The sequence below is a fragment of the Actinoplanes sp. NPDC049265 genome, from assembly GCF_043197135.1.
In the GTDB taxonomy this organism is placed as follows: Bacteria; Actinomycetota; Actinomycetes; order Mycobacteriales; family Micromonosporaceae; genus Actinoplanes.
This window is the reverse complement of record NZ_JBICSP010000012.1, coordinates 313,998-328,248: the sequence shown is the minus strand read 5'-3', so window position 1 is coordinate 328,248 and position 14,251 is coordinate 313,998. Positions and strand designations below refer to the sequence as shown.

Annotated in this window: 14 protein-coding genes; 12 read left to right on the top strand and 2 right to left on the bottom strand. The window is 67.7% G+C overall.

Annotated elements, in window-relative coordinates; translation table 11 throughout:
• The 3 genes from ACGFIO_RS27790 to ACGFIO_RS27780 form a co-directional block, all read left to right on the top strand.
• Window positions 1-1,920 (top strand): hypothetical protein (locus ACGFIO_RS27790; protein ID WP_392830006.1); only part of this gene is annotated, 1,920 nt, incomplete at its 5' end.
• 28 nt (window positions 1,921-1,948) lie between these two features.
• On the top strand, window positions 1,949-2,275 hold the full coding sequence (locus ACGFIO_RS27785; protein ID WP_392830004.1) for a WXG100 family type VII secretion target: 327 nt from the start codon (window positions 1,949-1,951) through the stop codon (window positions 2,273-2,275).
• Window positions 2,276-2,303: 28 nt separating this feature from the next.
• Window positions 2,304-2,630: a WXG100 family type VII secretion target gene (locus tag ACGFIO_RS27780; protein WP_392830002.1), complete on the top strand. Its 327-nt coding sequence runs from the start codon at window positions 2,304-2,306 to the stop codon at window positions 2,628-2,630.
• Between the two features lie 138 nt (window positions 2,631-2,768).
• Here ACGFIO_RS27780 and ACGFIO_RS27775 read toward each other — a convergent pair whose 3' ends face one another.
• Both ACGFIO_RS27775 and ACGFIO_RS27770 read right to left on the bottom strand, forming a co-directional pair.
• Window positions 2,769-3,950: a sensor histidine kinase gene (locus ACGFIO_RS27775; RefSeq protein WP_392830000.1), complete on the bottom strand. Its 1,182-nt coding sequence runs from the start codon at window positions 3,948-3,950 to the stop codon at window positions 2,769-2,771.
• Window positions 3,944-4,612, bottom strand: a complete 669-nt coding sequence (locus ACGFIO_RS27770; protein ID WP_392829999.1) for a response regulator transcription factor — start codon at window positions 4,610-4,612, stop codon at window positions 3,944-3,946. The genes ACGFIO_RS27775 and ACGFIO_RS27770 overlap by 7 nt, the downstream gene beginning before the upstream one ends.
• 234 nt (window positions 4,613-4,846) lie before the next feature.
• On the opposite strand from ACGFIO_RS27770, the gene ACGFIO_RS27765 reads away from it, so the two are divergent.
• The 9 genes from ACGFIO_RS27765 (at window position 4,847) to ACGFIO_RS27725 (ending at window position 14,233) form a co-directional block, all read left to right on the top strand.
• Window positions 4,847-5,302, top strand: coding sequence for a hypothetical protein (locus tag ACGFIO_RS27765; RefSeq protein WP_392829997.1), 456 nt, complete (start codon window positions 4,847-4,849; stop codon window positions 5,300-5,302).
• Between the two features lie 55 nt (window positions 5,303-5,357).
• Window positions 5,358-6,428, top strand: a complete 1,071-nt coding sequence (locus ACGFIO_RS27760) for a peptidoglycan-binding protein (RefSeq protein WP_392829995.1) — start codon at window positions 5,358-5,360, stop codon at window positions 6,426-6,428.
• A complete protein-coding gene (locus tag ACGFIO_RS27755; protein ID WP_392829994.1) occupies window positions 6,425-7,126 on the top strand; it encodes an ABC transporter ATP-binding protein in 702 nt (233 codons plus the stop codon). The genes ACGFIO_RS27760 and ACGFIO_RS27755 overlap by 4 nt, the downstream gene beginning before the upstream one ends.
• Window positions 7,123-8,346 carry an ABC transporter permease gene (locus ACGFIO_RS27750; protein ID WP_392829992.1) on the top strand — a complete coding sequence of 408 codons (1,224 nt, stop codon included), beginning with the start codon at window positions 7,123-7,125 and terminating at the stop codon, window positions 8,344-8,346. Before ACGFIO_RS27755 ends, ACGFIO_RS27750 begins: the two co-directional genes overlap by 4 nt.
• Before the next feature lie 83 nt (window positions 8,347-8,429).
• Window positions 8,430-9,902 carry an alpha/beta hydrolase gene (locus tag ACGFIO_RS27745; protein WP_392829991.1) on the top strand — a complete coding sequence of 491 codons (1,473 nt, stop codon included), beginning with the start codon at window positions 8,430-8,432 and terminating at the stop codon, window positions 9,900-9,902.
• A 171-nt stretch (window positions 9,903-10,073) separates the two neighbouring features.
• A complete protein-coding gene (locus ACGFIO_RS27740; protein WP_392829989.1) occupies window positions 10,074-11,588 on the top strand; it encodes a M1 family metallopeptidase in 1,515 nt (504 codons plus the stop codon).
• 121 nt (window positions 11,589-11,709) lie between these two features.
• Entirely contained in the window at window positions 11,710-12,303 is a 594-nt protein-coding gene (locus tag ACGFIO_RS27735; RefSeq protein WP_392829987.1) for a hypothetical protein, read from the top strand.
• Entirely contained in the window at window positions 12,300-13,577 is a 1,278-nt protein-coding gene (locus ACGFIO_RS27730; protein ID WP_392829986.1) for a sensor histidine kinase, read from the top strand. Before ACGFIO_RS27735 ends, ACGFIO_RS27730 begins: the two co-directional genes overlap by 4 nt.
• Complete coding sequence (locus tag ACGFIO_RS27725) at window positions 13,574-14,233, top strand: response regulator (protein ID WP_392829985.1); 660 nt, start codon at window positions 13,574-13,576, stop codon at window positions 14,231-14,233. Before ACGFIO_RS27730 ends, ACGFIO_RS27725 begins: the two co-directional genes overlap by 4 nt.
• Window positions 14,234-14,251: the final 18 nt, after the last annotated feature.

The following is a 14,251-nucleotide window of genomic DNA, read 5'->3' as shown; positions in this document are numbered from 1 at the left end:
GACACCACGTGGCAGCAGACGTCCGATAAGACCGTCTATGACAAGTTCAATGACGGCAACAAACCCATTCACGCCACGACGCATCCCGAGAATGGTCCGTCTCAGAGCGTCGATATCAGTTATGACGGTGGCACTTCCACGTGGCAGTACGATGATGGCAGTATCGTCAAGCGTAATGCCAAGGGCGACACCACGTGGCAGCAGACGTCCGATAAGACCGTCTATGACAAGTTCAATGACGGCAACAAACCCATTCACGCCACGACGCATCCCGAGAATGGTCCGTCTCAGAGCGTCGATATCAGCTACGACGGTGGCACTTCCACGTGGCAGTACGATGATGGCAGTATCGTCAAGCGTAATGCCAAGGGCGACACCACGTGGCAGCAGACGTCCGATAAGACCGTCTATGACAAGTTCAATGACGGCAACAAACCCATTCACGCCACGACGCATCCCGAGAATGGTCCGTCTCAGAACGTCGATATCAGCTACGACGGCGGCACTTCCACCTGGCAATACGATGATGGCAGTATCGTCAAACGTAATGCCAAGGGCGACACCACCTGGCAGCAGACGTCCGATAAGACCGTCTATGACAAGTTCAATGACGGCAACAAACCCATTCACGCTACCACACATCCCGAGAATGGTCCGTCTCAGAACGTCGACATCAGCTACGACGGCGGCACTTCCACCTGGCAATACGATGATGGCAGTATCGTCAAACGCAACGCCAAGGGCGACACCACCTGGCAGCAGACCACCGACAAAACCATCTACGACGAATTTAATTACGCCAACAAACCCACCCACGGCACTACTCATCCGGAGGAAGGGCCGCCGCAGACCATCGACGTCAAATACAACGGCGAGGGTAGCGAGTGGACCTACACAGATACGGTGTCGGGGGAAAAGACGGTCATCACCCGGAACAAGGAAAACGACCCGGTCCTGATGGTGACGGACGGCTGGACGTTCGGCTTCGACAAGCAGGGCCGGCCGAATGCCGGGACCAAGGGTGGTGGAGACAACGGGCCGGCCGAGTCGGTCACGATCCAGTATGACGGCGGCCGGAGTACCTGGACCTACAAGGACGCCAAGGGTGAGACCACAAAGGTCACCAAAGAAGGCGACAAGGTCGTCTCGATGGAGTCAGGCGGCTGGACGTTCAATGACTTTGACAAGCAGGGGCGGCCAAAGTCTGGAACCAAGCCGGGCAAGCCCGGCGAAGGACCTCAGTCGGTCACGATCAAATATGACGCCAACGGCAGCGTCTGGTCCTACACCGACAGCAAGGGAGCCGTCAGCAGCGTTGTCACCAAGGACGCCACGGGCAAGGTCACCAAGCTCGAGCAGGGCGGCTGGACCTACAACGAGTTCGATGACGACGGCCGGCCGCTGCACGGCACCAAGGGCGGCGAGAAGGTCGACATCAAGTACACGGCGAGCGGCCTGATCGAGTCGACCTTCTACGACGGCAAGGGTAAGTCTTCGACCATCGTCACCGACCAGAACGGCCGTCCGATCTTTCAGATCGTCGACGGTATTCCCGCGGAATTCGCGGTGGAGATCCCGAAGCTCGATGCCGCCAGGGCCGCGGTGGAGAAGCAGAGGGGACTGATCGAGGCCAATCTCAAGGGGGTCGCGACCTTTCTCGATGCGATATCTTCCGGGTGGAGCAGCCCCTCCGGGAAGCATTACGCGACGCTCGCCGACCGTCTGAAGACTGTCAACACCGAGGTCCTGGGAGTGTTGTCCGACTCAATTACCGCTATGAAGAAGGCGCATCAGAATTATGTTGACGCCGAGGGCGGGAATCTCCTGAACCTGACTCCGGCGTCCAGCTCGCAGACGTTTGTTGATGCGAAGAACCAAGAACTTCTGAACAACCTCAAGAAGCTGACCCCGAAGCCTTAGCGCCCGACCAGAAATGGAGAGTTCCATCATGGGATTGAGCCAGATCGAAGTAACACCTCAGATGATCACGGCCGGCGCCAATGATTGCCGGACGACTGCCGGCGACATCGACCAAGCGCTGGCGAAGCTCAAGACTTATGTCATGGATGTTCAGGCCAGATGGCACGGTATCGCGTCCGATCAGTTCGACCAGTTGATGCACGACTTCGACGTCTACGGGCGGATGCTGCACGATTCGCTGACCGACATCGGACAGGGCCTGGATCACAACGCCAGGAACTACGTCGAAAGCGAGCTGGCCAACATCAAGGATCTGGTCGCGGTCAACAACGACATCCCAGGCGCGAGAATCTAACCGATCGTCTAAACAAGGAGAAGTAACCATGCCAGATGCCGCGTCAAGCAAATTGCGTGTGCCGCCGGAACTCGAGGCTGCCGGCAACGAAATCAACCGCCAGTCCAAAGAAATCACCGACCACCTCAACGACTTGAAAAAGAAATTGATGCCCATCACTGAGTCCCAGGAATGGAAGAGTCAGGCGCAGACATATTACGACGGGCTGCAGGGCGAGTGGAACCTCGCCGCGGACGGACTGTTCGGCGAGACCGGTGTGCTGGGTAAGATCGCTTCGACGCTGAACTTGAGCTGGAACAATTATTCCGAGTGCGAGTGGCAGAACCTGAAGACCTGGATGCCGGCAGGTCATTAGCTTCGGCCGCAGACACCAGCGCGGCCTGTGATTGCCACGGGCCGCGCTGGTGTCTGCGAGTACGGCAACCTGACTGAGCGCGTGGTCGCCGCCCGCGCACCGAACCCCGCTCTGGGCTACTACTGTGTCGCGCGGTGTTTACGAGTACGAGCCGCTTCTCACCGTCGTCGCGACGGCGAGCTCGTCGAGCGTCAGCGGCGGGATGGACACCTCGACGATCAGTCCGCCGCCGGAGCGTGGGGTCGCGGTGGCGGTGCCACGGCAGGCCGCCGCCACGGCGCGCACAATCGACAGGCCGAGTCCGGCGCCGTCGGTGCGGCCGGTGCGGCGGGCGCCCCGGTAGAACGGCTCGAACAGGCGGGTGGCCTCATCGGAGCCGATCCGCGGGCCGGTGTTGCTGACGGTCAGGTGTCCGTCCGGGGTGAGCCGCACGAGGACCTCACCGCCGGGCACGTTGTAGTGCAGCGCGTTGTCCACCAGGTTGCGGACCAGTTGGGCGAGCAGCAACCGATCACCGATGACCGTGCAGCGGCCGGACACCTCGAGTTCCAGCCGGGGCGAGCCGGGCCGGAGGTCCGTCGTCGCCTCCACGGCCGCCCGGCGCACGACGTCGTCGAGTTCCACCATCTCCTGCTCGGGCCGGCCCTGCTCCCCGCGGGCCAGGGTGAGCAGGCCGTTGATCAGCGCCGTGCACCGTTCGTTGTTGCGGAGCAGTTCGTCGCGTACCCGCCGGACCCGGCCCGGTTCAGTGGTCGCCAGTCCGATCTGCAGGGTGGTGCGGGCCACAGCCAGCGGCGTACGCAGCTCATGGGAGGCGTTGGCGATGAACCGGGCCTGCGCGCTGAAGGCGTCGTCGATCCGGGTCAGCAGGTCGTTGAAGGTGTCGGACAACTCCCGGATCTCGTCGGCCGGCCCGTGCACGGCTATCCGTTCGTGCAGGTTGGCGACGGAGATGTGGCGGGCCTGAGCGGTCATCGCGTGGACCCGGCCAAGTACTCGTCCGGTGACCGACCAGGCCAGCAGCCCGACGATGACGGTCATCACCGCGAGGGCGGCGATCCACTGGGCCAGGATGGTGCCGATCGCGTCATCGCGTTGGAGGGAGATCTGATCCAGCAGGGAGATGGGTGGGCCGCCGCCGGGATTCGTCTTCCCGACGTGGACGACGCCGGTGAGGTCTTCCTCGGTGAGTCGGCCGACCCGGGCGATCACGATGCGGTTCTGGATGAACACCATGGTCACCACCACCGCGCCGACGGCGACGAAGACACCGGTGTGCATGAGGGTGAGCCGCCATCGCAGCGTGAGGCGGCTCAGCACGCGCCGGCCGCGATCCGGTAGCCGACCCCGGGCAGGGTGTCGATGACCGACGGTTCGCCGAGTTTCGACCGCAGCCGGGACATGGTCACCCGGACGGCGTTGGTGAACGGATCCGCGTGCTCGTCCCACACCGTACGCAGCAGCTCCTCGGCGCTCAGGATCGTGCCGTTGGCGGCCATCAACGCGGCCAGCACCCCGAATTCCTTGTTCGACAGCGGCACGGCACGGTCGCCACGGGTGACCCGCCGCTGGGCCGAGTCGAGCGAGATGTCCTCGTGGCGCAGGACCGGCGGCAGGGCCGGCTGAGAGCGGCGGCCGAGCGCGTCCAGGCGAGCGACGAGCTCGTCGAAGTCGAACGGTTTGCCGAGGTAGTCGTCGGCGCCGAGCCGCAGGCCGGAGACCCGCTGGCCGACCTCGGCCAGGGCGGTGAGCATCAGCACGCGAGCGCGTCCGCCGCCGGCCATGATGCGCCGGCAGACCTCGTCGCCGTGCGTACCCGGGATGTCGCGGTCGAGCACGACAACGTCGTAACAATCGGTGACCAGCTTGTCCAGGGCGACGTCGCCGTCGTGGGCGACGTCGACGGACATCGCGCGATCCCGCAGCCCCTCGGCGATGTATCCGGCGAGGAGCTTCTCGTCCTCGACCACCAGTACGCGCATGGGCCACCTCCGCTGCGAGTCCTTTCGACCCGACGGTAGCCCGGCCGATGTTTCACCGGCATAACAGCGGCCGGCCGGGAGGCTGAAACGCCGCTGAAACACCGCGCGCCGTAGAACTTCGGGTCGGGCTGGCGATTCGCCGGTCCACACCGACCCCGAGGAGTGGGCATGCGCATCATCACATCGGACCGTCGCGTCCGGATCCGCGCGGTAGGCCTGGGAGTACTACTGACCGTGAGCTGCGCGCTCGCCGGTTGCGGCGGTTCCGGCGAAGCGAAGAGCGGGGTGGCCAGTGGTGGCGGTAAGGCGGCCGCGCCGTCGGCGAGTGCGCCGGCGATCAGCGACGCGACGGCCTGGACGAAGTGCCTGCGGGACAACGGGATCGACGTCAAGGACCCGGAACCCGGCACGGGCGTCGGACTCCCGCCCGAAAGCCCGACTCTCACGGCGGCGATGAACAAGTGCAAGCAGTTCGAACCCGTCCAGTCCGGCCGCACCGGTGTCGACGTGAACGATCCCAAGGTGCAGGAACACGCGCGCAAGTGGCGCAAATGTATGCGGGATCAGGGTGTCGACATGCCGGACCCGGTTCCGGGCAAGGGGGTAGAAATGACCGACGCAGACAACCCGGCGTTCACGGCCGCGTTCGAGAAGTGTTCGAAAGAGTTCCCCGTCGGTGGTGGCAAGTGACGGCCGGTTTCCGTCTTCGGCCGCGGTTGCAGCCGACGAACACCTGGGTGAGCGGATGAAGACGCGAACGAAGGTCTCGGCGGGGGTGATCACCGGGACGCTCACGGCCGCACTGATCGCCACGTTCGTGTTGATCATGCACCGCGAGGCCTCTGGTACGGAGCAGGTCGCGGCCGGCCCGGAGCCGACCGCACCGGTGGCCAAGACCGACCTGGTGGAGACGCAGCAGACCGACGGAACTCTCGGCTACGCGGGGACCGTGTCGGTCGAGACCAGCCGGAACTCGATCGTGACCTGGCTGCCGCAACCGGGTGACACCATCGCCCGGGGACAGCACCTGTACGACGGCGACAACAAGCCGGTGCCGTTGCTGTACGGGCGGCTTCCGTTCTGGCGTGAACTGCACTACGGCGTGACCGACGGTCCGGACGTCCGGATCCTCGAACAGAACCTGCAGAAGCTCGGCTACGGCGGGGGACTGACCGTTGACGACGATTTCACCGCGGCCACGGCTGCGGCCGTCCGTAAGTGGCAGAAGGCCCTCGGCGTCGAGCGAACCGGCCGGATCGAGCTCGGTGCTGTGATCGTGCTGCCCGGCGCGATCCGCGTGGCCGAGGTCAAGGCGAAGACCGGGGCCCACGCGAACGGTGAGATCCTCACGGCGACCGGCACCAAGAAGCAGGTGATCGTCAACCTGCCCGCGACCAAGTCGGCCCTGGCCGTCAAGGGCGGCAAGGTCACCGTGGGACTGCCGGACGGCAAGTCGGCACGCGGCCGGATCACGACGGTCGGTACGACGGCCAAGGCGCCTGAGGGCAAGGACGAAGGTAACAAGACTCCCACGCTTCCCGTCACGATCGCGCTGGACGACCCGGCGGTGACGGGAGCCCTGGACGGCGCCCCGGTCACCGTCGCCTTCCGGGGCACCGTACACAAAGGGGTGCTCGCCGTGCCGGTCAACGCGTTGCTGGCGCTGTCCGAGGGTGGCTTCGGGGTGCAGAGCGTCGCCGACGACGGCGCGAAGCGGATCGTTCCGGTCGAGCTCGGCGCCTTCGCCAACGGCCAGGTCGAGGTCAAGGGCGGCGGGTTGACGGCGGGCATGAAGGTCACGGTGCCGGCGGCATGACTGAGCCACCACCTCCGGTCATCGAACTCGACCGCGTCACGAAGTCCTACCCCGGCGGCGTCCGAGCGCTGCACGACGCCTCGCTCCGGATCCGGCCGGACGAGCTGACCGCGATCGTCGGGCCGTCCGGCTCGGGCAAGTCCACGATGTTGCAGCTGATGGGCACGTTGGACCGGCCGACCGGCGGGACCGTGCGGATCCTCGGCCACGATGTCGCCGATCTCGACGATGGGCAGCTGTCAGCCGTACGTGCGAACTGGATCGGTTTCGTCTTTCAGCAGTTCTACCTCACCGCGCACCTGACGGCCGTGCAGAACGTCGCCAACGGGCTCTTCTACCATGGCATCGCCCGCCGGATCCGGTTGCGCCGGGCGGCCGCGGCGCTGGAGCGGGTCGGCCTCGGCCACCGGCTGGACCATCGCCCACAGGAGCTGTCCGGCGGTGAACGTCAACGGGTCGCGATCGCCCGAGCGCTGGTGGCCCGACCGGCGATCGTGCTCGCCGACGAACCCACCGGTGCGCTGGACTCGCGGTCCGGCGAAACGATCATCGAGTTGCTGCATGAGCTGCACGGCGAAGGCACCACGATCACGGTGATCACTCACGACAACGGCATCGCTCGCGCGTTCGACCGTCAGGTGGAGATCCTCGACGGAGAGATCCGCTCCGACAGCAGCGCGATGATGGGTGCGAGATGAGCGGCCCGACGACCACCACCAAGCCGCTGCCGTCGCTGCCCCGCACGGCTCGGCTGCGCGCGACCGACCTCATCGGGGTCGGGCTGCTCGGACTGCGCGGCCGGCCGCTGCGCGCGGTGCTGTCCGGACTGGGCATCGCGATCGGTGTCGCCGCCATGGTCGCCGTGCTCGGCATCGGCGCCGCGAGCCAGGCCCAGCTCCTGGCCAAGATCGCTAGCCTCGGCACCAACCTGCTGACGGTCGAGCCGGGACAGAACCTGCTGGGCAAGCAGACCCCGCTGCCGGACGGCGCGGTCGAGATGGTCAAGCGGATAGGTCCGGTCCTCTCGGCCACCGCGACCGGCACCGTGCCGGACGCGACCGTCCGCCGTACCGACAAGATCGATCCGCGTGAGTCCCAGGGCATCCAGGTCGACGCCGTACGCTTGGATCTGCTGGCCACCCTCGGCGGCCGGCCGGCCGCCGGGACCTGGCTGAACCAGGCGACGGCCCGATATCCGGCGGTCGTCCTCGGTTCGACGGCCGCCCAGTTGCTCGGCACCGAACCGGGGCGGCGGGTGTTCATCTCCGGGCAGTGGTTCACGGTGGTGGGCATCCTGGAACCGCTCGAACTGGCGCCCGAGATCAACACCGCCGCCCTGGTCGGCTGGGACGTCGCCACCGGTCGCCTCGGGTTCGACGGCCATCCGACCCGGGTCTACACCCGGGCCGTGGACGAGTCGGTGGAGGCGGTGCGCGAGGTCCTCGCGCGTACGGCCAACCCGCAGGACCCGGACGGCGTGAAGGTGAGCCGGCCGTCAGACGCGCTCACCGCGCAACTGGCGGCCAAGAACACCTTCGGCAGCCTGCTGATCGGGCTGGGCGCGGTGTCGCTTCTGGTCGGCGGTGTCGGTGTCGCCAACACGATGATCATCTCGGTCCTGGAACGCCGTCAGGAGATCGGGCTACGCCGCGCCCTCGGTGCCCGGCGCCGGCAGATCCTGCTCCAGTTCCTCACCGAGGCGGTCGCGCTTTCCCTCCTCGGTGGCCTGGCCGGGGTCGCGATCGGACTCGCGGTCGTCGCCTTCTACGCCACCTACCAGGGCTGGCCGATCGTCGTGCCGGCGACGGCGATCGGCGGGGGTGTCACAGCGTCGGTCGTCATCGGCGCCGTGGCCGGCCTCTACCCGGCCATGCGGGCCGGCCGGCTCCCACCGACGGAGGCGCTCACCGGCGGCTGATCAAACCAATCCGGTACGAGCCGCGTCCAACAGGTATGACGACATCCGAACGGCGCGGGCGACTCAGCCGCACAACACGATGGTTGCTGACCGCGGGTGTGGTGACGGCCACCGTGGGCGGGGCCGGGGTGGTGGCCACCGGCATCGCCGGCGCCGCCGACGCCGGCCCCGCCTGGGCGAAGTGTGCCGCCGCCCCACCGGAGGCACCGCCACGAGTGGTGTGCGCCGACCTTTCCGTACCGGCGGACTGGGCGAAGCCGACCGGGCCGGCCGTCACCCTGAAGCTGGCCAAGCTGCCGGCCACCGACCCGGGCCACCGGATCGGCGCGCTGTTCGTCAACCCGGGCGGCCCGGGCGCGTCCGGGCTGGAGATGGTGTACCGCGCCGAGTCCACGTTGTCGGCCGGCCTGCTCGAGCGCTACGACCTGGTCAGCTTCGACCCGCGCGGGCAGGCCGCCAGCAACCCGGTCGTCTGCGACGTGGACAAGGTGCAGGCCCAGGCCGCGGCCCTGAACCCCAAGAACGAGAAGCAATACCAGGCCCTGCGGTACGCCAACCGGGCGCTGGGCGACAACTGCCGGGAACGGACCGGTCCGGTCGCCGAGCACGTGGACTCGGTCGCCGTCGCGCGCGACATGGACGCGATCCGCAGCGCCATCGGCGAGGCACAGGTCACGTTCTACGGAGTCTCGTACGGCACGGTGATCGGCCAGGAGTACGCCGAGCTGTTCCCGGGCCGGCTCCGCGGCATGGTGCTGGACTCCGTCCTGGACCACAGCGCGAATCTCTGGCAGCTCCAGGCCGACGGGGCGGTCGCCATCGAGGAATCGTTCACGCGGTTCGCCCGATGGTGCGCCCGGACCACCGACTGTTCACTGCACGACGAGGACGTGCTCAGCTACTTCGACAAGTTGTACGCCCGGGCCGAGGCCGGTGAGCTGGTTCACGACCCGGGCACGCCGGACGAGTGGGTGACGACCGGCGACTACCTCATCGGCATGATCATGCTGTACATGCGCGAGCCGGCCGCCTGGTTCGACCTCGCCGACGCCTTGCGGGCGGAGGGCGCGGCGGGCAGCCCGAAGCCGGCCGTCCGCCGCGCCGTCGAACAGACCCGGATGGGCTACCTGGCGGTGCTGTGCCAGGACTTCTCGTTCGACACCCACGGGTACGCCCAGTTCGACCGGATGAAATCGGACCTGGCCCGGCTGGCCCCGCACACCAGACGAAACACGAACACGTGGAGCTGGCTGGCCTCCTGCCAGAACTGGCCGCGGGGCGCGCAGAACCCGCCGCATCGCCTCCAGGCGGCCAAGCAACTGCCGCCGATCCTGCTGACCAACAGCCGGTACGACGTCGCGACCCCGTACCAGTCGGCGCAGAGCGTGGCCGCCCAGCTGCCGAACGCGACCCTGCTCACCTACGACGGTGTCGGCCACGCCGACTACGTGCTCGACCCGTGCAGCCGGCAGGCGATCGACACCTACCTGCTGAGCGGGCGGATGCCGAAGAAGGGCACCCATTGCCCGGCGGTCTTCCCGGTAGAACGCCACTAACCGCGGCGACCGACTTCGCACATTCGTACCACGATGTCGCCGGGGTTGATCGATAGCGTTCGGGCATTGTCCGCCGCCCGTGCCGTCCCTCCACTGTGGTGACAGGCCGCGGCCGGGCCCGATGTGATGTCCACCCGAAACCATGCACGGATGAAGGACCAGGTCTCTCTCATGCGTATCTCCCGCCCGAAAGTCGTGCTGAGTGTTGCCGCCGTCGCGGTCACAGCCGCTCTCGTGCCCGCCGTCTCGTCATTCGCCGGAAGTTCGGCCTCGCCCGGGGCGGCCGGTGTCGGCGACCGCCTTTACCCGCTGCTGGGCAATGGCGGCTACGACGTTCAGCGCTACGATCTCGCGTTGCGTTATCCCAAGCCGGATCCCCGGCAGACGATCTCCGGGGACGTGACCGTCAGCGCGGTGGCGACCCAGAACCTGTCGGCCTTCGACCTCGACTTCGGGGGCGGCACGATCGGTGCGGTCCGGGTCGACGGCAAGCCGGCCGGCTTCTCCCGGTCGGGCGACGAACTGGTCGTCACCCCGGCGCGGCCCCTCACGGCGGGCAGCCGGTTCCGTGTCACGGTCGAGGGCTTCACGACCACCCCGACGGCACTGGACCCGGCCTCGCTTCCGGGATTCGTCCACACCACCGACGGCACCGTGCTGCTGGGCCAGCCGAACACCGCGCACCGGCTCTTCCCGAGCAACGACCACCCGCGCGACAAGGCGAGCTACACCGTCGCCCTGTCCGCGCCGAAGGGCTGGACCGCCGTGGCCAACGGCATCCAGGTCGGCACGCGGGAGGCCGGGGACCACACGGTCTTCACCTATCAGGAATCCGAACCGATGGCGACCGAACTGCTCCAGGTGGCCGTCGGCGACTTCGTCGTGCACGGCCGGCCGGCGGTCAACGGTGTTCCGATCCGGGACGTCGTGCCCCGGCGGCTCGCGGACGAGCTGCTGCCCAAGACCGAGGTGGAGCGCGAGCAGCTGGCGTGGATGGAGAGCCTGGTCGGCCCGTACCCGTTCGAGAACTACGGCTCGCTGGTGATGGACCTCGGCGTGGCCGGCGCGCTCGAGACGCAGACCCTGTCGGCCTACGACACCAGGATCTTCGGTCTTCCGGCGGCCAAGCGCGACCCGATCCTCGCGCACGAGCTCGCCCACCAATGGTTCGGTGACAGCGTCTCGCCGTACACCTGGAGCGATGTCTGGCTCAACGAGGGCCACGCGACCTGGTACGAGCTGCTGTACGCGGAGAAGGCCGGAACCGTCAAGGAGTACACCGGCTTCGAGACCAGGCAGGCCTACCTGAAGTCGGTGTACGAGCAGGGCGACCAGTTCCGCTCCACGTGGGGACCGGTCGCCCGGCCGTCGAAGGCCGACAACTTCCGCGACGTCCTCAACCCGAACGTCTACGACGGTGGGGCGGTGGTGCTCTACGCCCTGGAGCAGGAGGTCGGTACGGCCGCCTTCCGGCGCATCGAGCGCGCCTGGGTCCGCGGCCACGAAGGTGAGTCCGTGACCACCGACGACTTCATCGCTGTGGCGTCGAAGGAATCCAAGCGGGATCTGACCGGCTTCCTGACCTCGTGGCTGTACGGCGAGAAGACCCCGCCGATGCCGGGTCACCCCGACTGGACCGTGACGCCGGGTACGCCTTCCACCCCCAAGCGGTCCCTGGTGCGATAGCGAATTCCGGTCATGTCCCCCGAGAGGAGTACACGCGAGTTCCGCACAGCGGTGGACGACTTCGCACCCGGCTGCGAATAGCGTTCTACCTGCAAGTCCTACTCGCAACGGGAGACAACAAATGACCAGCAGCATCGCCTTTCCGAACGGCCGTCTCGCTCCCGCGCCGGGGCGGGCCACCAGGGCTCAGCACGGCCGGCGCCCGAGCCTGCGGAGGACCGCCACGATCGTGTTCACCGCGGTGCTCGGGGCGTTCGTCGCGCTCAACCTTCACGAGTTGGGCCACACCGCGTTCGCCCTGCTCGCGGGTGACCACAACGCCTCGTACGAACTGCGCTGCGAGCCCGCCGGGTTCGGCTGCAACCACTTCGACCCGATCGGCATGACTCTGGCCGCGAAGGCCGCGGTCACCCTCGGCGGGGTGCTGGTCACGCAGATCATCGCCTGGTCGCTGGTGCTGGTGCGTCGCCGGGCCGGGCGGCGGTGGCGCCCGGTGCTCACCCCGCTCATCGTCGTTTTCGCCGCCGACCTGCTGGCTCAGTTCGGCCAGGCCATCTTCACCCCACTCCCGGAGTACGACTTGACCAAGGTCGATTTCACCGCGCTGGCCACCCTGCTGGGGTGGTCGCAAGCGGCCTACCTCGCCGTCCTCATCGGCTGCTCCGTCGGTTACGTCGCCTTGTGGGCGACCCTGGCCTACCGTTCCCGGTCATGACCACTCGATCGACCTGGGCGAGGCCGTCGCCGACCGACCGGCAGCGGCACTGGGATCTCGCGACCGGCGCACTGCTGGCGGTGGCGGTGGCCGTGAGCACCCTGCTCTCGCGCAGCGCCGGCGTCGATCCGGGCTCGCTTCGCCCAGGCCAGATCGAGGAACTGGCCTGGGCGCTGGCCGTGAGCTTGCCGCTCTGCGTACGCCGCCGGTTCCCGTTGGCCGCGCTCACGATCTGCGCCGCGGCGTTCGTCGGCCTGCAGCTGCGCTACGTCGGGGACTTCGCGGCGAGCTCCATCTGCCTGTGCGTCGCCGTCTACACCGCCGGCGCCTGGAGCCGTGACCGCCGGCGCGCCGACGTCGTACGAACCGTGGTCGTCGTGACGTTGTTCGCCTGCCTCGGGTACGCCTTGCAGTCGGACACCTGGCTCGCGCTGAACGGGCTGTCGGCCGAACACGACACCGGCCCGCTCCCGGTCCCGACGGCGTTCGGCCTGTTCGCGATCGGGACGAACGTCCTCTTCGCCGTGGGGGCGTGGGTCACCGGCAACGCCGCCTGGGTGCAGATGCGCCAGCGGGCCGAGCTGGCCGAACGCAACCGCGAACTCAAGATCGAACGTGACGAGAACGCCCGCAACGCGGTCATCGCCGAGCGGCTCCGCATCGCCCGGGAACTGCACGACGTCGTCGCCCACCACGTGAGTGTGATGGGCGTACAGGCGGGCGCCGCCCGGATGATGCTCACCCGCGACACCGTGGCCGCGGCCGACGCGCTGATGTCGATCGAGTCGGCCGGCCGGGAAGCGGTCGACGACATGCACCGCCTCCTCGGGGTGCTCCGCGACGGTGAGCAGTCGGCGCGGACGTCACCGGCCGCGGGCGTGGAAGACCTGGCCACGCTGGTGGCGAAACCGCGCGGAACCCTCCGCACCACCTACACGGTGCTGGGCGAGCCGCGCGAGCTGCCCCAATCGCTGTCCATCTCGCTGTACCGGATCACCCAGGAAGCCCTGACCAACACGGTGCGGCACGGGAACGCGTCGACGGCCGACGTCATGCTGTCGTTCACCGCGACGTCGGTCGAGCTCCTGGTCGCCGACAACGGCCGTCCGGCCGTGGATCCCGCGGCGGCAGCGCAACCGGCCGGAACCCCGCGGCGTCGCGGTGGGCTCGGACAGGTCGGCATGCGCGAGCGGGTGGCCCTGCACGACGGCACGTTGCACCTGGGCTGGAGTGACAGCGGTTACCGCGTACGGGCTACCTTTGGACTGCCATGATCAAAATTTTGCTGGCCGACGACCAGAAGCTCATCCGCGGCGGCATCCGGATGATGCTGCAGAGCCAGGACGACTTCGAGGTCGTCGGCGAGGCCGAGAACGGCGCGCAGGCGGTCGAGATGGTGCTTACTCTGCAACCCGACGTCGTGCTCATGGACGTCCAGATGCCCGGTCTCGACGGCCTCGAAGCGACCCGGCAGATCGTGGCCGAACGCGACTGCGTCGTGCTCATCCTGACCACCTTCAACCGGGAGGACTACCTGTTCCGGGCCCTCCAGGCCGGCGCCTCCGGTTTCCTGCTGAAGAACGCCGCGCCCGAGGAACTGATCGGTGCGGTCCGGGTGGTCGCCCGGGGTGACGCGTTGCTGGCCCCCGAGCTGACCCGGCGGCTGGTCGACCAGTTCGTGGCCCGCCCGGCCACGTCGCAACGGCCGGACCTGCTCGATCTGCTCACCGAACGGGAGGAGCAGATCCTGCGGCTGGTGGTCGCCGGGGACAGCAACGCCGAGATCGCCGGCAAGTTGTTCGTCGGCGAGGCGACCGTCAAGACCCACGTGTCGCGGGTGCTCAACAAGCTCGGGCTACGCGACCGGGTGCAGGCCGTCGTCTACGCGTACGAGACGGGCATCGTCGCGCCCGGGCACAACGCGCCCTGACGGGAAGACGCCGCCGTT